Annotated in this window: 18 protein-coding genes and 1 tRNA gene; 11 read left to right on the top strand and 8 right to left on the bottom strand. The window is 61.7% G+C overall.

Going from position 1 to position 19417, the window contains the following annotated elements:
- Window positions 1-5: 5 nt before the first annotated feature.
- The 3 genes from FKL89_RS15680 to FKL89_RS15670 all read right to left on the bottom strand — a co-directional run bounded on the left by FKL89_RS15680 (window position 6) and on the right by FKL89_RS15670 (window position 2878).
- On the bottom strand, window positions 6-461 hold the full coding sequence (locus FKL89_RS15680; protein ID WP_162527548.1) for an aromatic-ring-hydroxylating dioxygenase subunit beta: 456 nt from the start codon (window positions 459-461) through the stop codon (window positions 6-8).
- Window positions 458-1699: an aromatic ring-hydroxylating dioxygenase subunit alpha gene (locus FKL89_RS15675; RefSeq protein ID WP_156863688.1), complete on the bottom strand. Its 1242-nt coding sequence runs from the start codon at window positions 1697-1699 to the stop codon at window positions 458-460. Before FKL89_RS15675 ends, FKL89_RS15680 begins: the two co-directional genes overlap by 4 nt.
- Window positions 1700-1810: 111 nt before the next feature.
- On the bottom strand, window positions 1811-2878 hold the full coding sequence (locus FKL89_RS15670; protein WP_156863687.1) for a peptidoglycan-binding protein: 1068 nt from the start codon (window positions 2876-2878) through the stop codon (window positions 1811-1813).
- A 188-nt stretch (window positions 2879-3066) separates the two neighbouring features.
- On the opposite strand from FKL89_RS15670, the gene FKL89_RS15665 reads away from it, so the two are divergent.
- Window positions 3067-3825, top strand: a complete 759-nt coding sequence (locus tag FKL89_RS15665; RefSeq protein WP_162527547.1) for a lysophospholipid acyltransferase family protein — start codon at window positions 3067-3069, stop codon at window positions 3823-3825.
- Window positions 3826-3987: 162 nt separating this feature from the next.
- Here the strand turns inward: FKL89_RS15665 and FKL89_RS15660 are convergent, their stop codons facing one another.
- Both FKL89_RS15660 and FKL89_RS15655 read right to left on the bottom strand, forming a co-directional pair.
- Window positions 3988-4821, bottom strand: a complete 834-nt coding sequence (locus tag FKL89_RS15660; RefSeq protein ID WP_156863685.1) for a symmetrical bis(5'-nucleosyl)-tetraphosphatase — start codon at window positions 4819-4821, stop codon at window positions 3988-3990.
- A gap of 106 nt (window positions 4822-4927) precedes the next feature.
- A complete protein-coding gene (locus FKL89_RS15655; protein WP_156863684.1) occupies window positions 4928-5422 on the bottom strand; it encodes a c-type cytochrome in 495 nt (164 codons plus the stop codon).
- Between the two features lie 141 nt (window positions 5423-5563).
- Here FKL89_RS15655 and FKL89_RS15650 point away from each other — a divergent pair.
- Together FKL89_RS15650 and FKL89_RS15645 are read left to right on the top strand one after the other, a co-directional pair.
- A tRNA-Arg gene (locus FKL89_RS15650) sits at window positions 5564-5640 on the top strand.
- 74 nt (window positions 5641-5714) lie between these two features.
- Window positions 5715-6644 (top strand): hypothetical protein, encoded by a 930-nt coding sequence (locus FKL89_RS15645; protein WP_156863683.1) that lies wholly within the window; start codon window positions 5715-5717, stop codon window positions 6642-6644.
- A 154-nt stretch (window positions 6645-6798) separates the two neighbouring features.
- Here the strand turns inward: FKL89_RS15645 and FKL89_RS15640 are convergent, their stop codons facing one another.
- Complete coding sequence (locus tag FKL89_RS15640) at window positions 6799-7518, bottom strand: DUF8198 family protein (RefSeq protein WP_156863682.1); 720 nt, start codon at window positions 7516-7518, stop codon at window positions 6799-6801.
- A 186-nt stretch (window positions 7519-7704) separates the two neighbouring features.
- On the opposite strand from FKL89_RS15640, the gene FKL89_RS15635 reads away from it, so the two are divergent.
- The 4 genes from FKL89_RS15635 to FKL89_RS15620 are packed head-to-tail and all read left to right on the top strand — an operon-like array spanning window position 7705 to window position 12241.
- The gene (locus FKL89_RS15635) at window positions 7705-8220 is read left to right on the top strand and encodes a hypothetical protein (protein WP_156863681.1); all 516 of its coding nucleotides are present in this window, start codon (window positions 7705-7707) and stop codon (window positions 8218-8220) included.
- Between the two features lie 42 nt (window positions 8221-8262).
- Window positions 8263-9855, top strand: coding sequence for a GMC family oxidoreductase (locus tag FKL89_RS15630; RefSeq protein WP_156863680.1), 1593 nt, complete (start codon window positions 8263-8265; stop codon window positions 9853-9855).
- 47 nt (window positions 9856-9902) lie between these two features.
- Window positions 9903-10874: an esterase/lipase family protein gene (locus tag FKL89_RS15625; RefSeq protein WP_156863679.1), complete on the top strand. Its 972-nt coding sequence runs from the start codon at window positions 9903-9905 to the stop codon at window positions 10872-10874.
- Window positions 10871-12241, top strand: coding sequence for an MBL fold metallo-hydrolase RNA specificity domain-containing protein (locus FKL89_RS15620; RefSeq protein WP_156863678.1), 1371 nt, complete (start codon window positions 10871-10873; stop codon window positions 12239-12241). Before FKL89_RS15625 ends, FKL89_RS15620 begins: the two co-directional genes overlap by 4 nt.
- 74 nt (window positions 12242-12315) lie before the next feature.
- On the opposite strand, the gene FKL89_RS15615 is transcribed toward FKL89_RS15620, so the two are convergent.
- Both FKL89_RS15615 and FKL89_RS15610 read right to left on the bottom strand, forming a co-directional pair.
- Window positions 12316-12768: an SWIB/MDM2 domain-containing protein gene (locus FKL89_RS15615; RefSeq protein WP_156863677.1), complete on the bottom strand. Its 453-nt coding sequence runs from the start codon at window positions 12766-12768 to the stop codon at window positions 12316-12318.
- Window positions 12769-13238: 470 nt separating this feature from the next.
- Window positions 13239-15242, bottom strand: coding sequence for an SDR family oxidoreductase (locus tag FKL89_RS15610; RefSeq protein WP_156863676.1), 2004 nt, complete (start codon window positions 15240-15242; stop codon window positions 13239-13241).
- A gap of 344 nt (window positions 15243-15586) precedes the next feature.
- Between FKL89_RS15610 and FKL89_RS15605 the strand changes: the two genes are divergently transcribed.
- The 4 genes from FKL89_RS15605 (at window position 15587) to FKL89_RS15590 (ending at window position 19358) form a co-directional block, all read left to right on the top strand.
- Window positions 15587-16078 carry a phasin family protein gene (locus FKL89_RS15605; protein WP_156863675.1) on the top strand — a complete coding sequence of 164 codons (492 nt, stop codon included), beginning with the start codon at window positions 15587-15589 and terminating at the stop codon, window positions 16076-16078.
- A 220-nt stretch (window positions 16079-16298) separates the two neighbouring features.
- Window positions 16299-17507, top strand: a complete 1209-nt coding sequence (locus FKL89_RS15600; RefSeq protein WP_156863674.1) for a patatin-like phospholipase family protein — start codon at window positions 16299-16301, stop codon at window positions 17505-17507.
- A gap of 253 nt (window positions 17508-17760) precedes the next feature.
- Window positions 17761-18402, top strand: a complete 642-nt coding sequence (locus FKL89_RS15595) for a TetR/AcrR family transcriptional regulator (RefSeq protein ID WP_156863673.1) — start codon at window positions 17761-17763, stop codon at window positions 18400-18402.
- A gap of 170 nt (window positions 18403-18572) precedes the next feature.
- The gene (locus FKL89_RS15590; protein WP_156863672.1) at window positions 18573-19358 is read left to right on the top strand and encodes a tetratricopeptide repeat protein; all 786 of its coding nucleotides are present in this window, start codon (window positions 18573-18575) and stop codon (window positions 19356-19358) included.
- Window positions 19359-19417 lie beyond the last annotated feature (59 nt).

Below are 19417 nucleotides of genomic sequence, written 5' to 3'. Positions count from 1 at the left end.
GTTTTCTAAAGCGGATAAACGAGTGAATTGGGGATCAGCGCGTTGTCGTAGACGGCATTGCGCGCGGCGAGGCGCAGACCTTCGGTTGTGGCGACCAGCGTATCGTGATAGCAACCGGTTGCCAGCATCTCGGGCGGCTGGGGGCCGACGGTCTGCGCGACGATGAATGGCGTACGGGCATGCACGCCGTCGAGCACCGGCAGGCCGATGATGTGTCGCGTGCTGCGTGGCGCGAACACCAGCGTCTTCTCGATCCCGGTGATGCGGTCGGCCATCATGCCGTGGCCATCGAGATAGATCGCGGCGAGCGGCAGGCCACGGTCGAAGTTCTCGCGCGCCTGCGCGCGGTACACGGCAGCGGGCGTGAAGAGCGCCTCCCATGTCGCTAGATCAAAGCGGTCGAGCGCGTCGCCGTAGCGCGCATTGAGCGCGAGGACGTCGAGCAAGGCGATATCGCTCATAGACCAAGCGTCTCGCGGTAGTAGCGGTACATGCCGCGAATCAGTGTTTCGGTGACCATGTGCGGGCTGGCAGTGCCACTGTCGTTGCCGCCCAGCGCGACGACGCATTCGCCGTCGGGATAAGCGCTGGTTGCCTGCTGGCAATATTCGATCACTTCGCCGTCGTCGAGCGACACAAGCCCTGCCGGGCCGAACAGATTGGCCTGCTTGAGGCGGCGTTCGGTCATCTCGGGCGTGTCGTCGGCAAAGCCGAAATGCGTCCACACGAAATCAAACGCGTCCGGCCCCTGCGGGATGATCTGCCGCGTGGAGAGCGAGTTCACCTGCTGCTGGATGATCACGCTCGGGAAGATGGTCTGCATCACGGCGGTCGGCCCCTGCCACCAGCCTTCCTGCACCACGTCCATCAGGCGCGGGTCTTCGAGCTTGAGTGCCCGTTTGAAACTGGTCACGCCTTTGGTCACTTCGGCGTTTTCGCCGCCGGCATTGCGGGTTGAGATCATCTGCGCGTGACGGCCACGCGGGTCAATGCGCAGCTCGCTCTTCTGGTCGGCGCGCCAGAGGCCGAAGGTCACGAAGAACACATGCAGGAGGCCGGGGTGGTACGGGTCTTTGATATTCTCCTGCATCAGCTTCCAGTTGCCGCGAATGCGCTGCCGGTTGTACCCAAGCAGGGTGAGCTTGCGGCCGTCGAACGTGCGGTTGAAGAAGGGCATCAGCCCGCTGCCAATGAACTGCTCGAACGGTTCGACGTCCGGGTCGAAACTTGCGAACACGATGCCGTTGTGCACCTGCACCTTGAGGCGGTTGAGGCCGTGTTCTTCCAGTTTGAAATCGGCGTCCATGCCACCCTGACCACCGACGCCGTTCTTCATCGGCACCCCGGCCAGTTCGCCATTCAGCCGGTAGCCCCACTGGTGATACGGGCAGACGAAGACTTTCGCGTTGCCGAATTCCTTCTGGCAAAACTTCGCGCCCTTGTGCGCGCAGCGGTTCTCCAGCACATTGACTGAACCATCGCGATCACGCACCACGATCACCGGGCGTTCGCCGATCATCGTCGCCTTGTAGTCCCCTGCGTTCGGTATCTCGCATTCGAGCGCGACGTAGCACCAGTGACCCTTGTAGAAGAACGCCTCCATCTCGCGCTGGTAGAGACCGTTGTCACTGTAGACGCGATTGGGAATCTGTTGCGGGCCGCAGCCGGCGAATGGGGAGATTAGGATCGTTTCGGTCATGGTGCCTGAAAGGTCAAGCCACACTGCTTGGCCAATTGGATTGTCGCGCATCACCGCTGTCAGAAAGCAAAAAGGCCCGCATATAGCGGGCCTTTTGGAGCGTGACGAGAATTACTTCGCCAGCTCGTTCATCGTGGCCTGGTCGAGCTGCCCAGAGATGGTCAGGCGACGGTCGCGCTGGAAGGCGCGGATGCCGGCGACCGTGGCGCGGCCAAGCTGGCCATCCGCTGCACCGACGTTGTAGCCGAGCTGGTTCAGCTTGACCTGCACGTCACGCACCGAGAGGTTGGCGTTCTGCGCCGGGTTCGACGACGGGCCGGCGGCCTGGCTGGACTGCACCGATGCGCCCTGTTGCTGCGACGAGCCTTCGACAGTCAGGCGACCACCAGTGCCCATGCCACGATCACCCATCGATTGCGGCGCGTAGTTGCGCACGGCGGTGATGATGTTGTTGTAAGCATCGGTGAAGGCAGCGGTGACGACCTTGCCCTGCGGTGTGTTGGTATAGCCACCCGCGCCGCCAAAGCCGGACGAACCGACCAGTACAGCGCCGAGGTTGAAGTCCGTATTCGACGACGAGCCTTCTGCGGCAGCGACCTGCACGCCTGAACGGTTGTCGACCAGTGTCAGCATGACGGCCGCTTCGTTGGTCTGAATGCCACCGGCCACGGCGCCGAGCACGCCGAGACGACCACCGAAGCCACCGAGCGCAGCGCCAAGACCGCTGGTGCCACGGGCGCTCATCAGCACCTCCGGTGTCAGCGAGTAATCCGCTGCAACCATCTGGCCTTTGCCAAAGTTGGAGTTCTGACGCATTTCGCCGGATTGCTGCAGCGCGCGCTCCTGCTGCATGTTGGCCATCGCGCGGCCGCGCTCAACCACGATGAAGCAGTTCGACTGCTGGATCAACAGGCGCAGCACCGGCGATGTGGAACCAAGGCGATATTTGTCCATGTAGGCGCGGTACCAGTCGAGGCTGGTGTCTTCCACCAGCGCGATGGTGCCGGCCGGGCGATCACAACGGCCAAGCTTGGCGTTGACGTTTTGTGCCGCGGCGCCGCCGGCGGATCCGGTGGCGGCGGTGCGCGCCTGATCGGAGCCGACTTTGGGCTGCGAGGCTTCACAGCCAGCAAGGACCACGGCGACGGCGACCAGGCTGAATGCGAAAATGCGTGACATATGGTCTCTCCTGAAAGTATGTTCGTGTTCCGGATAGGACGCATTCGGAGCGCGCGAAGCGTCATGTCGCGCGTCATTTGGTGCGTTTGGCACGCAGGGCGCATGCACCCTTCCGGCGTTGCTGTGAGTAATGATAGAGAAATCCCCGCAGCGCGGCTACCGGGGTTGTCCACAATCGGGTGTGGCGGGTGAGGAATCTGACCTTCGCGTGGCGCGTGGCGCGGCTGTTCGCCAAACTGCTCGTCGGGCTGTGGATTTCTGCGACATCGTTTGCCCGGGCCGATTCGCCGCAGCGGCACGCCATCATCCGCTCGTGGTCACGTGATCTGCTGCACCTGGCGGGCATCGAAGTGCGCGCAGTCAACTTTCCGGACGATGCCGAGCGACCCGTGACACTGGTTGCCAATCATGTGTCCTGGGCTGACATTTTCGCGCTCAATACGCAGCGCGCCTGCCATTTCATTGCCAAGGCGGAGTTGCGTCGCTGGCCGCTTGCCGGTCGCCTGCTGGCGAACGTCGGCACCGTGTTCATCAATCGCAGCGAACGCAAGGAGACGCACCGGCTGAAGGAGGTCGTACATCGTCTGCTTGATGCCGGTGAGACGGTAGCGGTGTTCCCGGAGGGCACGACCAGTGCTGGTCGCGATGTGCTCAAGTTCCACGCGTCACTGCTGGAGCCGATCGTCGCCAGCGAGGGGGAGGTGTGGGTGGTGGCGATCCGCTACTTCCGGCGGCCGGCCGCGCATGGCGTGGTGGCTGAACAGCGTACTGACGCCGCTGCCTACATCGGTGCGATGAGCCTGATCGAGTCGCTGCGCGCGATCCACGATGCCGAGCCGGTGATTGCCGAAGTACGCTTCATCGAGGCGATCAATTGCGCCGGAATGTCACGACGTGAGGTTGCGCAACGGGCGCAGGCGCTGATCGGCGAGGCGGTTCGGGCCTAGGGAAACGCTGAATAAGTCCCCCGTGCGCATCGCATCGTCGGACTTGGGCGATCTGCAAACCCAAAATTCTTCAACATAGCCCCGCTGTGCCTCAGAATTTTGGGCTTACAGCTCATCCTAATCCGCCGCGCGCTGCATCACGCGGACTTATTCAGCGTTTCCCTAGTCGCCAGTCGTCAGCGCCAGCGGTTGTCGGCTGGGCACCTGGAACACGGCGCGGTCTTCAAGTCGCAGCGCGGTGAGCGCACCGCCCCACAGGCAGCCTGAGTCGAGCAGACTCACATTCGGCCACAGCCGCAAGCCTTCGCTGGACCAGTGGCCCGCCAGCACGTGGCCGCCTGCCGATCGCCGGCCAGGCAGCGCGAACCAGGGTGCAAAGCCGGCCGGAGCGAAACTGGCGTCCCGCTTTTCACGGAAATCGATCTCGGAGAACGCGGTGCAGAAACGGAGTCTCGCTAGTGCATTCACGATGACGCGATGTCGAGGCAGGCCGCTCAAGGCTTCGTGCCAGGTGCGCGGTTCGTTGCCGAACAGTGAGCGCAGGAAGTCCTGGTAGTCGGGACCACGCAGCTCACGTTCGATTTCGCGGGCGAGCGTGCGTGCGTCGGCGAGGCTCCATGCTGGCAGCAAGCCGGCGTGGACAATCGTGTGCGGACCGACGTCAAGCAGCAGCGGGCGATGGCGCAGCCAGGCGACCAGCTCGTCGGCATCTGGCTGGGCAAGTACCTGATCGAGTGTGTCGCCCTCGTGCAGCGACGAGAACCCCTCGTGCGCCATGATCAGAAAGAAATCATGGTTGCCGAGTACGCTGTCAGCAACACCTTGCTGCTGCAACGCCCTGACGCGCCGCAACACGGCCGCTGAATCAGGCCCACGATTGACCAGATCGCCGACGAAATACACCCGGTCATGCGCCGGGTCGAAGCGGATCAGTGCCAGCAGCGCATCAAGCTCGGCCGCGCAGCCCTGCACATCGCCGATCACCCACGTGCTCATGCAGTTACCCGCCGGGTATCAGCATGCAAACTGGCGAGCTTGGCATGACCGCAGCAGAAACAAAAAACGCGCCGATGGGCGCGTTCATTGCGGATTGCGTAAAGCCTCACTTGGCCTTGGCTACCAGCAGATCGACACCGGCTTTTACCTCGGCGTCCGACAGCGCGGAGGCGCCACCCTTCGGGGGCATTGCCTTGAAGCCCTTGATGGCGTGGTCATAAAGTGTTGCCACGCCTTGTGCCACGCGCGGTGCCCAGGCGACCTTGTCACCCGTTTTTGGCGCGCCAGCCGCACCTGTCCCGTGGCAGGCCACGCAGGCCTCGTTGTAAACCTCGTCGCCGCTTTTGGCCTTGGCAGCAACGGCAACCACGCCTGCAGCGGGGGCCGGCGCCGGAGCTGCGCCTTCAAGCTTGACCAGTTCGCCAACCGGCTTGACGCGTTGCTCGACGGACTTCTTGTCTTCGGTCGTGTCGATGCGTTTGCTGCCGGTAACCAGTTGCGCGCCCAACAGTGCGATCGCGACCGGCGTGACAAGCGCCAACACGCATACGACGATAAGTTGCTTGGGGGTCTTGATCAGTGTGCCGTGTTCTTCGCTCATGGCCGTGTGCAGGTGGTGACTGTGACGGGTGGATCCGGATTTGCTTTTTGCTCTGGCCAAGCCGTCCGGGCTGCGACTGGCAACTTTTAATTATAGCCAGCCGCCAGGCTGGTCCCGGCACCGCCTATAATCCTGACCTATGCGCCCGTAGCTCAGCTGGATAGAGTATTGGTTTCCGAAGCCAAGGGTCACAGGTTCGACTCCTGTCGGGCGCGCCACGCAGTCCTGCGTTGATCAGTCGACCAATGTCGCGATGCGTCGAATGGCGCCGCTGTCGTTTTTTTGACCGTACATGGCATCAATTAGAGTCGGCATTCGTCACGGCGAGCGACACTCGCATCATATTTGCATCTTTGGTGGCGCAACCATCGTCCCGATCTTCGAGGACGCCGCGCACGCAGTCGCGGACGCACTCGAAGCGATCGGTCTACGCCCAACGATGGCTGCCAACGAGTTTCTGCGGGAAGGCACCAACTACATTTTCGGGGCTCATACCATCACGGCGCCTGCAGTGATCGCTGCGCTGCCAATGTCGTCGGTGATCGTCAACTCGGAGCCATTTGCCCAAAGCCATCAGGTGGACATCGCGTGGAATACGCTGGCCCAAGCTATCAACGGGCGCCACGTCTGGGATTACAGTATTCGCAATTTGTCGGCAATGGACCGGTTTGGCGTTCGTCCGCGTACGCAAAGTTGGGTGCCACTCGGGTACGCAGAGCGTTTGCGACGAGTCGCGCGCACGGTAGATCGCGATATTGACGTGCTGTTCTATGGTTCCCTCAACCATCGCCGCATGCACGTGCTGCAGCAATGCGACGAGCGCGGACTTCGTGTCCACGCTGCAGGGCAATCCTGTTTTGGCGAGGGACGCGACGCGCTGCTCGGACGTAGCAAGTTACTGCTCAACATTGGCCTGGTAGAGAACAGCGTTTTTGAGCAGTATCGCGTCTTCTATGCGTTGACGAACGGTGTGCCTGTGGTTACTGAGATGGCAGCAGGCGAACAACTTGGACTCGTATACGAGCAGGGGCTTGCGATAGAAGGCTACGGCGGACTTGCTCAGCGTTGCGAGGCGCTGGTGCGCGACGCGGAAAAACGTAGCGCCCTCGAAGCGCGCGCTATTCAGGCGGCCCGATCAATCGATACTACCGCAAGAATTCGGGAGGCCCTCGCTCGTCATCGGGAATCGACGTCGGGCGTCGCAAGCTCGGGCCTAGTTTGACGGTTGCGGGTGAAGACTACTCGGACAGCGTCGCCGGACGCGACAGCCGCAGTTTGGCAGCGGCCATAATTTGACAAGCGAAGACTGTAGCAGTGGGCAAAGGTCGGTTGGACTTCAAGTCATCGCCGCCACCGGATGGTTGTGAGCACGCAAGTTAGTCCCGGCGCGTCCCGCCAGCCAGGCGTTCGTGTTCAGTTCGTTCGCGTTCCACTATCGTCAGGATGAAGGCACGGCCGTCTTTCATGTGCGCAAAAGCGGCATAACCGCGTTCGAGGAATTCGTGCAAACCGCCAACGCCGCCAGCATGCGCCGGACCTCGCATCATGCGCAGCAGGCCCGCAAGCAGCGGCATCCGCGCCAGTTTGTCCAGTGCCAGGCCAATCTCCTCGGTTAGCGCGATCTGGCGCAGGCGCAGATGGTAGTCACCCATGGCCCGATAGGCGACTTCGTAATTCGCTGGGGTGATCGTCAGCGGCTGAGTTGTCACGGGGGATTGCTCCCGCAGCGCTTTGCCAAGTCGGGCGTCGAGCAGCTCGGAGAGCGCATCCATTTCGAGGGCCGCCGCGAGCGTGGCCAGCGCTTTGTCCGGGAGGAATTTCACCAGAATGCGGATCACGCGCTCGATGTCGGCATCACGCTGCGTCAAGTCTTCGGTGGAATAGAGTTCGGACAGAAAGAACCTTGCGGCGGGGCCAAACTCGCTGGATGCAAGCAGATCGGCGTGAGTTGCCGCCAGGCGGGCTTGCTGCCAGCGGCGGACGGCGAGGCGATCATCAGCACTGACTGCAGCATCGCGTGCCGCCGCGCGTTCTGCACGGGCAGCTGCAAAGTGGGCCCGCAGCGTGGACTCGTAGGATGTTCCCGATTTGGCCATGCCGCAAGCGTAGGGCAAACCGAGTTGTTCTTGCTGGACCTGGATCAAGCCCGCGATCGCCATTGTGGCGGGCAGTGAACGTCGCCGGCGTGATGCACTGCGTGAAATTCGCGCTGCGGACGGTAGGCCACAGACTCTAGCGCCTCTCCCTACAATCCCCCGCAACTGGTGCAGGAGGACGCTGCAATGTGGACACGCCGTAGAGTCATTTTTGTGGGCGTTGCCGGGGTGCTGGCCGCTGGCGCTGCCGTGGTTCTGCCGCGCCTCAAATCAGCTGGTCCGGCGCCCGCCGGCGCAGAGCTGGTGGCAAGTCATACCGACATGCTGCGCGCCGTTGCTCTCGCACTGTTGGGGCCCGCATTGCCCACAGCAGGGAGCGAACGCGATGCGCAAGTTAGCGCCGTACTGAAGGCGTGCGGCGCGCTGATCGACAATCTGCCTGCCAGCACGCGTCGTGAAATCGGCGATCTGTTTGGCCTGCTCGCCCTCAAGCCGGCGCGGGCGCTGCTCGGCTACGGCGGTGATTGGCCGGACGCCGACAGTAATGTTGTCAACGCCTTTCTGGCCGGGCTGCGTGACAGCAGCATTAGTCTCAAGCAACAGGCGTATTTCGCGCTGCACGACATGGTGCTTGGCAGTTTCTACGCCGAGCCGACCACCTGGGCCGCGACTGGCTATCCCGGCCCTCCCAAGCTGGCGTGACCCCCACCGGGCAGCAATCCCACCCCTATAAGGCAAACGCAGATGTTCGTTGATCCCATCAAGGAAGGCCTGGCCAAAGGCTGGTTGCACATTGACGCGTCGCAGCTTGGCAAGGATGCCGTGCTCGAAGCCGACGTCTGCATCATCGGTACCGGTGCCGGCGGCGGCATTGCCGCCGACGTGCTGTCCAGCACCGGCCTCAAGGTGGTGATGATTGAAGAGGGCATGCTGAAAAGCTCGACCGACTTCCGCATGCTGGAGGCTGAGGCGTACCCGACGCTCTATCAGGAGTCCGCATCGCGCAAGACCGCCGACAAGGCGATCAACATCCTGCAGGGGCGCACGGTCGGTGGTTCCACCACAGTGAACTGGACCAGCAGCTTTCGCACGCCAACGCCGACGCTCAAGCACTGGCGCGAGCGTTTCGGTCTGACCGAGCTGACTGATGAACACATGGCCGGCTGGTTCAAGCTGGCGGAGCAGTTGCTCAGTATCTCCGACTGGACGGCACCGGCCAACGAGAACAACAGCGTGCTCGAGCGCGGCGGTCAGAAGATTGGCGTCAAGGTCGAGCGTATCCGTCGCAATGTCAAGGGTTGCTACAACCTGGGCTATTGCGGCATGGGTTGCCCCACCAATGCCAAGCAGTCGATGCTGACGACCACCATCCCGGCGGCCTTGTCGCGTGGTGCCGTGCTGGTCAGCCGCGCCCGCGCTGACCGACTGGTCTGGCAGGGTAGCCGCGTGAGCGCGCTGGAATGCACCGCCATGCGCGGTAGCGGCTACGACGAGGGGTCAGCACGGGTGCGGGTGACCGCAAAGCACTTTGTGGTCGCTGGCGGCGCCATCAATTCGCCGGCGCTGTTGTTGCGCTCGAAGATGCCGGACCCGCACGGCCGGATCGGTCGCCGTACCTTCCTGCATCCCTCGCTGATTTCCGGGGCCGATATGGGCAGCAAGGTCGAGGGCTGGTCGGGTGCGCCGCAGACGATGTACAGCGACCACTATCTCGGCACTCAGCCGGTCGATGGCGCGATGGGCTTCAAGCTGGAAGCGGCCCCGGTGCATCCGGTGCTCTACGCGATTTCGGTCAATGGCATGGCGGAGCATCATCGCGCCCGCATCACCAACATGACCAATACGCAGGTGATGATTGCGCTATGCCGCGACGGCTTTCATCCAGACAGTGAAGGCGGCACGGTCAAACTGCTTGGTGATGGCTTTCCGCAACTGGACTACGGCCTCAATCGCTATTTCTTTGATGCGGCGAAGCGCGCCTTTCTGGCGATGGCCGAAATTCAGTTTGCTGCCGGTGCGAGGGAGGTGTTTCCCGTCGATGAACGCATCAACGGTTATCGCTCGTGGGCCGAGGCCAAAACCGGTCTCGAAGCGCTTGACCTGCGCCCGTTGTCGACCCGTGTCGCCAGCGCTCACGTGATGGGCGGCTGCGCCATGGCGGCCAGCGAGAAGGAGGGTGTGGTCAACGGCTATGGCCGCCACCACCAGATTGAGAACCTGAGCGTGATGGACGGCTCGGTATTTCCGACCTCGATTGGTGCCAATCCGCAGCTTTCCATCTACGGTTTGACCTGGCGCAACGCCGCACGACTTGCCGGAGACATGCGTCGGGGTTGATACTGTCGTTATCGAAGCTCCCTGGCTGATGCCCATCGGCTGATCGCATGAATGAAGTGATAGGTGTACCCGGCAAGGCGATCTCCCCGGCGCGGGGTATCCCCATGTGGGCGCTGGGCGTGGTCGCGCTGACCATTGAGTTCACGCTCTGGCTCTGGTTACTGGTGTTGCCAGTGGTGCAGCATCGCGGTGTTGCCGCAGGAATACTTTGCCTGGTGCTCGGGCCGCTGCTGCTGCGTTTGCTGATCGCCTTTGCCAGCTATGTCGTATCGCGAGTGAAGGGCATTGAGATCCCCGCTGAGTTGCGACTGGGCCCAATCAGTTGGTGCCGCTTCTTCATGGCTGAGTATCTGCAACTCTGCGTGCAGAACTTGCTGCTGATTCCATTCCGTACGCTGTTTCGCACTGCCGCCGAACGCGGAGACACGCAGGGCGGCGGGCGTGTTCTGCTTTTGCAGCACGGCTATTTGAATAATGGCGGCGTGTGGTTTCCGACAACGAAAGCACTGTCGGCGATGGGCTACCGCGTGTTCACGAGCGACCAGCCGGCGTTCGCGTCGATCGACGCCATGGGGGCGAAACTGGCGGCGCGTATTGACGAGGTGCTGGCAGCCACTGGTGCCGGGCGCCTGACACTGGTGGCGCACAGCATGGGCGGCTTGGTCTGTCGGGCCTACTTGCGGAGTTTTGGCGGCGACAAGGTCGAGGCACTGGTGACCATGGGTTCTCCTCATCACGGGACCTTTCACGCCTTCGTGGCCAACGGCGAAAACGGCCATCAGATGCGGCCGGGCAACGCGTGGTTGCGCGAACTCAGCGAAGCTGTCGTGCCGGTGCCGTTCACCAGCATCTACAGCGTGCACGATACGGTGATCTCGCCGCAGGATTCATCGGTGATGCCGGGAGCAAACAATGTACGCATTTCGGCGATCGGTCACGTGAGCATGCCCGGCGGCGCGCGGGCTCGTGATGTCCTGGTGCGGGAGCTGGGGCGGCTGCACGCGCGAGAGGCATCATGAGTAGCCGTTTTCGTCTGCAATTTCTTGGTGCCACCGGCACCGTCACTGGGTCGAAGTATCTTTTGCAGGCCGGTGACCACCGGGTGCTGGTCGACTGCGGACTGTTTCAGGGCTGGAAGCAATTGCGGCTGAAGAATTGGGCGGAGCTGCCGTTTCCAGCACACTCGCTGGATGCAGTGCTATTGACCCACGCCCACATTGATCACAGCGGCTATCTGCCGGTGCTCGGCAAGCGCGGCTTCCGGCGTCGCGTGTACTGCACGCGTGGCACGCAGGCGCTGGCGGAGATTCTGCTGGTTGATGCGGCCCACTTGCAGGAAGAAGAAGCGAACTTCGCCAACAAGCATCGCTTCTCGCGTCATCAGCCCGCGTTGCCACTGTTTACTGCCGACGACGCGCGCGCGGTTTGCCGGCATCTTGCGCCGGTGGATTATGGACACACGATTGAAGTGGCCAAAGGCGTGACGGCATGCTGGCGGCCAAACGGGCACATCATCGGCTCGGCGAGTATCGAGATCGCGCATGCCGGGGTCAAGATCGCCTTCTCCGGCGACCTTGGCCGCATGAATGATCCGCTGATGCGACCGCCGAATCCAATCACTGAGGCTGACTATGTGGTGGTCGAGTCGACCTACGGCGACCGTCGGCACCCGGCAAGCGACACTGAAGCGACCTTGCGCGACGTCGTGACGCGCACCGTCGCGCGGGGCGGCAGTGTGCTGATTCCGGCATTTGCGGTGGGGCGGGCGCAGGTGATCCTGTTTCATCTCTACCAGTTGCGGCAGCGCGGTGAACTGCCACCGGTGCCAATCTTTATCAACAGCCCGATGGCAATTGATGCAACCGAGATCTATCGTGAGTTTGCCGGAGAACACAAGCTCTCCGAACGTGATTACTCAGCGATGTGCCGGATGGCGAAGTTTGTCCGCACGCCCGAGGAGTCGAAACTGCTCTGCCAGCAGAAGACGCCGATGATCGTCATTTCTGCCAGCGGCATGGCAACCGGTGGTCGCGTCTTGCATCATCTGGTGCAGATGGCGCCGGATGAGCGCAACACCATTTTGTTTACCGGCTTCCAGTCCGGCGGAACACGCGGCGCAACGCTGGTCAGTGGCGCTGATGTGGTGAAGATTTTTGGCGAGTACGTACCCGTGTGCGCTGAGGTGGTGAACATCGAAACGATGTCAGCGCATGCCGATTATGAGGAGCTGCTGCAGTGGCTCGCCGGCTTCAGGCGGGCGCCACGCCACGTGTTTGTGACGCACGGCGAACCGTCCGCCGCCGATGCCTTGCGCCGGAAGATCGGCGAGCGCTTTGGCTGGAGCTGCTCGGTGCCGGAGTACCGCGACGAAGTCGCGCTCGACTGAGCTGATCAGCAGTCGCCTAACAGGGCAAAAAAAAGCCGGCGCGAACGCCGGCTCACCCCTGTGCGGTGACGTTGTTATTTGAGGTGGTTCGAGACCAGTTTGGTCATTTCGAACATCGAGACTTGCGCCTTCTGGAACAGCTCTTTCAGCTTGGCGTCGGCATTGATCATGCGCTTGTTGAGGGCGTCCTGCAGCTTGTTCTTCTTGATGTAGTCCCAGATTTTCTTGGTGACTTCGGTGCGCGGCATCGGCGTGGCGCCGATAATGGCGGCCAGCGTTGCCGACGGCGTCATCGCCTTCATGAAGGCAGCATTCGGCTTGCGCTTGGCTGCGGGCTTCTTGGCGGCAGGCTTTTTCGCTGCGGGCTTTTTGGCAGCAGGTTTTTTCGCGGCCGGCTTCTTGGCTGCCGGTTTGGCTGCTGGCTTCTTCGCGGCGGGTTTCTTTGCTGCTGCTTTGGCGGCGGGCTTTTTAGCTGCCGGCTTTTTCGCGGCGGGCTTCTTGGCTGCGGGTTTCTTGGCGGCTGCCATGGATGGATTCTCCCAATTTCAATCGATTGATAACAGTGCACACATGTGTGGTGAATCTTGCCGCTGCATGTCCTGATTTCGCTCTGACCTGCGGTGCCAAGTTCATCGCGGATTAAAGACCATTTCACGCGTAGTGCATAGCGAATCGCGCAGAGTTTTCATAGTGCAGCGCGGGAGCGTACCCTTCGCGCAACACTCATGCTGCACGCATCAGCTTTTTCCGCGCTGTGGATGGGAGATGCGGGCCAGGTGCCAGAACGGCAGGAAGTCGACTTCAGGGGCAAATCAGCCTGGGGCCCTTTGCGAACAAGGCATTGGTGGGAGAGCTGTTGCCGCATTCCGATGGCATGGCAGCGGGTGACGCGCCACCGGAAGTTGTGCTGTAACCGCACTGACCATAGACGGCCGACCGGGTCGAACCCACGGTCATGCCGCCTATGCCAGTCGCCGGGCTTGCTGCTGGCGAGCGATCAGAAGTGAATGCCGCGCATCAGGTTCGACAATGCGAGCTGATCGGCGGACGGTCCCACCACTTCATTCTTTTTGCCCTTCGCCGCGTCACTGTCGCCGAACATGCGGAAGCTGGTGTTCATCACGATTTGCGCAATACGGGGCGCAAACGCATGCAGCACCTGCCCGAACACGCCAAGGCGGGTGGCGATGCGTACCGGCTTGTAGACGATGGCGCGGATGATCATGTCGGCGGCCTCGTCGGGCTCCAGCGTCGGCACGTTGTTGTAGATCTTGGTCGGCGCGATCATCGGGGTCTTCACCAGCGGCATGTTGATGGTGGTGAAGCTGATGCCGCGATCGGAGTATTCCGACGAGGCGCAGCGCGTCCACGCATCCAGCGCTGCCTTCGAGGCGACGTAAGCCGAGAAGCGGGGCGCATTGGTCAGCACACCGATCGAGCTGATGTTGATGACGTGGCCACGCTTCTGCGCGCTCATGTGCGGTAGCAGCGCCATGGTGATACGCAACGCGCCGAAGTAGTTGACCTGCATCGTGCGCTCGAAGTCATGGAAGCGGTCATAACTGTGCTCCAGCGCGCGACGAATGGAGCGGCCCGCGTTGTTGACCAGGATATCGACGCCGCCGTGGTTCTCGTGCAGCTTCTTCGCGAATTCGGCACAACCCACTTCATCGGACACGTCGGCAGAGTAAGCAACGATCTTGACGCCGCGCTTCTTCGCCAGCTTCAGGGTTTCGTCAATCTTCTCCTGGTCGCGACCGCAGACGATCACTGCCTTCGCACTGCCCGCTTCCGCGATCTTCAGCGCTGTTGCCTGGCCGATGCCCGAGGTGCCGCCGGTGATCAGGATGACCTTGCCTTCGACCTGTCCCTTCAGCGTGCGATCGATAAAGAGATCGGGATCGAGGTTGCGCTCCCAGTAATCCCACAGCCTGGCCGCATAAGTGTCGAGTTCCGGCACGGCGATCTTGGTGCCCTCCAGCGCCTTCAGCGTGTCGCGGCAATCAAAGCGGACCGGGTAGTTGATGAAGCCGAGCACGTCATCGGGGATGCCGAGATCCTTCATCACCGCGTTCTTGATGCGCCGCACGGGTGGCAGCGCCATCATGCCTTTCATCACGCTCTGCGGAATGAAGCCGAACAGCGCAGCGTTGATGCGCATGGTCATCTGCGGCGCGTGCGCAGCGCGGGCGAAGATGTTGAGCGAATCGCCGATGCGCAGTGGCGCCGGATCGGTCAGGTGGAAGGCGCGTTTGTTGAGTGTCTTGTCGGCGCTGTGCGCGATGTGGTCGGTGGCGTCGACGACGAAATCCACCGGCACCATGTTGACGCGGCCACCCTCAATGCCGATGGTGGGCATCCACGGCGGCAGCATCGAGCGCATGCGTTGCAGCAGCTTGAAGAAGTAGTACGGCCCGTCAATCTTGTCGATCTCGCCAGTCTTCGAATCGCCGAGCACGATGGCCGGACGATAGGCACGCCACGGCATCGTGCAGTGCTCGCGCACGTAAGCCTCGCTCTCGTGCTTGGTCTGCATGTAGGGGTGATCGAGGTAGTCCTTCGCCTCGTCGAACATGTCCTCGCGGAACACGCCCTCATAGTTGCCAGCCACCGCGATGGAACTCATGTGGTGGAACAGCCCGGCCTTGATCTCATTGGCCAGCGCGACAGCGTGCTCGGTGCCGAGCACATTGGCGGTGTGATTGTCCTCTGCGCTCGCGGTCATGTCGTACACCGCCGCAAGATGGAAGAAGTGCTTGATCTTGCCTTTCAGTTTGGCGCGGTCATTGGGGTGCACACCGAGAAAGGGCTTGGCCAGATCACCGACCACCGGGATGCAGCGTTTGGCCGCGTCTTCACCCCAGAAGGCGAGCAGCTTGTCGACTTTCTTCTTGCTCTCGGCGCGGATCAGAAAGTAGACCGTGCTGTTCTTGCGCGCCAGCAGCTTGCGCACCAGTCGTTTGCCAATGAACCCGGATGCGCCGGTAACGAAGTAAGTCATGTTGCCTCCATTTGTTTAGTTGCCGCTTCGCGGCAGGACGTTAGCCGCTGCGCGGCAGGACGAAGGACGAATGACGACGCTCCCGTTGGTCGCTAGGACGCAAAGCTGTGCGATCGAATTGCCCCATTCCTGGCGGCCTTCGTTGCAGACCTTTGCGTCCTAGGCCGCTAGGCCGTCGTCCTCCGTCCTTCGTCCTTCGCGCGAAAGCGCGAACGTGCAAAACCATTCTAGAGCCAAGCTCCTAGCGAAATCGAGGGTTTCTAGGATGCGCGCTCTATGCGCCGTGCATACAGTTCACACCATCGCAACCCGCCAACAATCCGGCAACCACAGGGAGTTACACAATGGTCAAGAAATTCAGCAAAGCCTCCGCCGCAGCGGGCACGGCCGACAGCAATCTGCTCGGTACCGTGAAGGAATCTTCCAGCCAGATCTGGCTGGCCGGTCTCGGTGCGTTTGCCAAAGCTCAGGAAGAAGGTAGCAAAGTGTTTGAAGCACTCGTCAAAGAAGGCGCAGGCCTGCAGAAGAAATTCCGTCAATTCGCCGATGCACAGGTCAGCGACGTGACCAACGAAGTGTCGGGCAAGATCACCGAAGCCACCAGCAAGGCGGCTGGCGCGTGGGATCGCCTGGAGACCGTGTTTGAAGAGCGCGTTGGCCGCGCCGTGGGCCGCCTGGGCGTGCCCACCAAGGCCGACATCCAGAAGCTCACCGAGCGCGTGGAAGAGCTGACCAAGCAGGTACAAAAGCTCAACGGCGGCAAGGCTGCACCGGCAGTTGCCGCTGCGGCCAAGAAGCCTGCAGCGCGCAAGCCGGCCGCGAAGAAGGCGGCCTAAGGCGGGCCCGGGTGCGGGCACAAGCAGTTGACGAACGAATCCTCCTCCTCGAGCATCATCGTCCGTTGGTTTGCGCACTGCACCAATCGCGTGGACACGCAAAAACGAGACGGCCACTTCGGTGGCCGTTTTCATTGCCGCCTATGATTGGCGGCTGGTTGACGCGCCGCAAACCGGTGCCTGTCCGCCAGAGATACAAAACGTCAGACACGGAAACCTTATGACGCAGCAAACCTCTTCTGATCGCCCCCCCATTGCACTGGCGCTCGCCGGTGGCGGGCCGCTGGGGGCTGTGTATGAGGTGGGCGCGCTGGCGGCGCTGCATGATGCGCTGCCGACGCTCGACTTCACGCGGCTGCATTCCTATGTGGGCGTCAGCGCCGGTGCCTTCGTCACCGCCGGGCTCGCCAACGGCATCACGCCGCGCGAGATGGTGCAGCTTTTCATCGAGAACGAGGGTGAAGACGGCGACGCGCTGTCACCCGGTGTGTTCATGCGCCCTGCGCTGCGCGAGTACGCCTCGCGCGTGGCGAACCTGCCCGGCGCGGTGATGGCGGCATTGTGGGCCAGTGCGAAGTCACTGCGACCGAGCCGCGCACTGTCCGAGCTGCAGCGCCTGGCTGCTGCGATCCCGACCGGGCTATTCGACAATCGCGCCATCGAGCGCGCCATGCGCGAGCTGCTCAGCAAACCCGGTCGCAGCAACGATTTTCGTGAACTGCCGGCGCGCCTGTTCCTGATCGCGACCGATCTCGATTCCGGCGAGACGGTTGAGTTTGGTGCCAAAGGCATGGACCACGTGCCGATTTCACAGGCGGTGCAGGCGAGCGCAGCGCTGCCCGGCATGTACACGCCGGTGAAGATCGGTGCCAGGCATTACGTCGATGGCGCGTTGAACAAGACGCTGCATGCATCCAGCGCGCTCGACGCCGGCGCCAAACTGGTCATCTGCGTCAATCCGCTGGTGCCCTTCAACAGCACGGTGGCTAGACACGCGCAGTCGCATCTGGTCGAGAAGGGCCTGCCGACGGTGCTGTCGCAAACTTTCCGGGCGTTGATTCATTCACGGCTGGAGAAGAGCCTTTCCAGCTATGCGAACACCTACCGCGATGCGCGGCTGATTGTGCTGGAGCCGTCGAAGGGCGACGCCGACCTGTTTTTCTCCAATCTGTTCAGCTACAGCAACCGCCGCCGCCTCGCTGAGCACGCCTATCAGCACACGCGTGAGCAATTGCTGGCCCGTGCCGACGTGCTCGCGAAGGAGTTCGCGCACTATGGCGTCAAGCTCAACCTGCACGCGCTGCGCGATCCGCACCGCCGGCTGCTGCCCACGGCGCGGCATGTGTCGCGCGGCAACACCGGTGTCGTCATGTCGCAGCTGACCCATGCGCTGGATGATCTGGAGCTTGCGCTGGTTGAGCGAGGCTAAGCGATCAGCTTTTTTCAGAAATGGCGTCAGCAAAGGGCATTAGGCTGAATTTGGCTTGAAGTCGACTTCAGGCGTTTTGTGCTCGCATGCCTTGCGTGGCTGTCTTTTCACGCAAAAGACGATCGACTTACTCTAAATTGTTGCCACTCTGCAAAGGTTCTCCGACAATAGCTGTAGAGGAAGAGAAAAAGGACGGAGAAACGCATGGAGCCGGATGACGATAGCCGCGATGGAGCCGGAGGCACGAGCCGCTATGGAACGTAAGGCCCCCCGCCGCACCAAGGAGCGCATTCTCGAAGTGTCGCTCGGCATGTTCAATTCGTTCGGTGAGCCGAACGTCACGACCAATGCCATCGCCGACGAGATGAACATCTCGCCCGGCAATCTCTACTACCACTACCGCAGCAAGGACGAGATCGTCACCAAGATCTTCGCGCAGTTCGAGCGCGAGCTTGACGAGCTCTTCGCGATGGGCAAGGACCGTCCGGCGAACGTGGAAGACACTTGGTTCTGGCTGCATCTGCTGTTCGAAAAAATCTGGAAGTACCGCTTCATCTATCGCGATTTGAATGACCTGCTGTCGAAGAACCGCATCATCGAGACGCACTTCAAGACCATCCTGCAGAACGCGCAGAAGAACACGGAGCGGCTGATGAACGAAATGCGTTCGATCAACCAGCTCAAGGCTACCGACGGCGAAATTCGCGCCGTCGCGACCAACCTCGTCATGCTCGCCACCTACTGGCACTCGTATTCGTATGTGATGAACCCGCGCAAGCTCGACGAAGCCGAAGCGATGGGCCACGGCGTGTTTCAGGTCATGGTGCTGCTGGCGCCGTATCTGCAGGGTGACGCACGGTTGCTGTTTGAGAAACTGGCGTCGGAGTATCGTTAACAAAGTCAGGACGAATGACGAATGACGACGCTCCCGTTGGTCGCTAGGACGCAAAGCTATGCAGACTGCCTTCCCCATTCCGGGCGGTCGCGGCTGCATGCCTTTGCGTCCTAGGCCCACAGGCCGTCGTCCTTCGTCCTTCGTCCTGTTTTCCAAAGGAAAACACCACCATGGCAACCAAAAAAGGCGGCTGGACCGCATTCCCGCACGACAACAGCGCATTCGTCTACGACGGTGCTGCACTGAAGAAAAACTGGGCACGTCTGCACAAGGGCGATGCTGAACCGTTCCCTGCTGACAAAGCCGTCGAGGAAGCGTGGCGTCTATATCACGCCGGTGATTTTCAGGGAGCGTATGAGGCGGGGCTCGCTGCCGGGCTTGACGGCTACAACGCCGCCAACAAGGCCGCGTGCATCTACAACAACTATCTCGAAACCAGCGACGCCAAAAAGCAGAAGGCGTACGAAGAAATCGCCGCCCGGTGCGAAGAGCTGCAAGCCGCGCAGAAGAAGAACGCCAACGCCTACTACCTCGCCGCCTACGCGCTTGGTCGCTACGGCCAGTTGATCGGCGTTGCCAAGGCGCTCACGCAAGGCATTGGCGGCAAGGTCAGCGCCGCGCTCAACACCGCGATCAAGCTGGAACCGAAACACGCCGACGCGCACATCGCGCTCGGCACCTTCAACGCCGAAGTCATCGAAAAAGTCGGCAGCATGATCGGCAAGATGACCTACGGCGTCAGCAAGGAAGCGGCGGTCGAGAACTACGACAAAGCCCTGAAGCTCAACCCCGACTCCGCCATCGCCCGCACTGAAATGGCCGACGGTCTCTACAAGCTGTTCGGCGACAAGAAGATGAAGGACGTCGAGAAGCTCTACGCGGAAGCAGCAGCCTGTGAGCCGAAGGATGCGATGGAGTGTCTGGATATCGAGGCGGCCAAGGCGGAGATGGAGTAAAGCGCTACTGCGCGGCCCGATCTCGTCGTTGGAGGGCTCCTTGCGTACATGAGTACGCG

This window comes from Casimicrobium huifangae (assembly GCF_009746125.1).
Lineage (GTDB): Bacteria > Pseudomonadota > Gammaproteobacteria > Burkholderiales > Casimicrobiaceae > Casimicrobium > Casimicrobium huifangae.
Note: the sequence above shows the minus strand (reverse complement) of the source record. Positions and strands in the feature narration are given on the sequence as shown.

Coding starts and splice junctions, on each gene's coding strand:
- FKL89_RS15680 (WP_162527548.1), bottom strand. CDS start 461: ATGAGCGATATCGCCTTGCTCGACGTCCTCGCGCTCAATGCGCGCTAC.
- FKL89_RS15675 (WP_156863688.1), bottom strand. CDS start 1,699: ATGACCGAAACGATCCTAATCTCCCCATTCGCCGGCTGCGGCCCGCAA.
- FKL89_RS15670 (WP_156863687.1), bottom strand. CDS start 2,878: ATGTCACGCATTTTCGCATTCAGCCTGGTCGCCGTCGCCGTGGTCCTT.
- FKL89_RS15660 (WP_156863685.1), bottom strand. CDS start 4,821: ATGAGCACGTGGGTGATCGGCGATGTGCAGGGCTGCGCGGCCGAGCTT.
- FKL89_RS15655 (WP_156863684.1), bottom strand. CDS start 5,422: ATGAGCGAAGAACACGGCACACTGATCAAGACCCCCAAGCAACTTATC.
- FKL89_RS15645 (WP_156863683.1), top strand. CDS start 5,715: ATGGCATCAATTAGAGTCGGCATTCGTCACGGCGAGCGACACTCGCAT.
- FKL89_RS15640 (WP_156863682.1), bottom strand. CDS start 7,518: ATGGCCAAATCGGGAACATCCTACGAGTCCACGCTGCGGGCCCACTTT.
- FKL89_RS15635 (WP_156863681.1), top strand. CDS start 7,705: ATGTGGACACGCCGTAGAGTCATTTTTGTGGGCGTTGCCGGGGTGCTG.
- FKL89_RS15630 (WP_156863680.1), top strand. CDS start 8,263: ATGTTCGTTGATCCCATCAAGGAAGGCCTGGCCAAAGGCTGGTTGCAC.
- FKL89_RS15625 (WP_156863679.1), top strand. CDS start 9,903: ATGAATGAAGTGATAGGTGTACCCGGCAAGGCGATCTCCCCGGCGCGG.
- FKL89_RS15620 (WP_156863678.1), top strand. CDS start 10,871: ATGAGTAGCCGTTTTCGTCTGCAATTTCTTGGTGCCACCGGCACCGTC.
- FKL89_RS15615 (WP_156863677.1), bottom strand. CDS start 12,768: ATGGCAGCCGCCAAGAAACCCGCAGCCAAGAAGCCCGCCGCGAAAAAG.
- FKL89_RS15610 (WP_156863676.1), bottom strand. CDS start 15,242: ATGACTTACTTCGTTACCGGCGCATCCGGGTTCATTGGCAAACGACTG.
- FKL89_RS15605 (WP_156863675.1), top strand. CDS start 15,587: ATGGTCAAGAAATTCAGCAAAGCCTCCGCCGCAGCGGGCACGGCCGAC.
- FKL89_RS15600 (WP_156863674.1), top strand. CDS start 16,299: ATGACGCAGCAAACCTCTTCTGATCGCCCCCCCATTGCACTGGCGCTC.
- FKL89_RS15595 (WP_156863673.1), top strand. CDS start 17,761: ATGGAACGTAAGGCCCCCCGCCGCACCAAGGAGCGCATTCTCGAAGTG.
- FKL89_RS15590 (WP_156863672.1), top strand. CDS start 18,573: ATGGCAACCAAAAAAGGCGGCTGGACCGCATTCCCGCACGACAACAGC.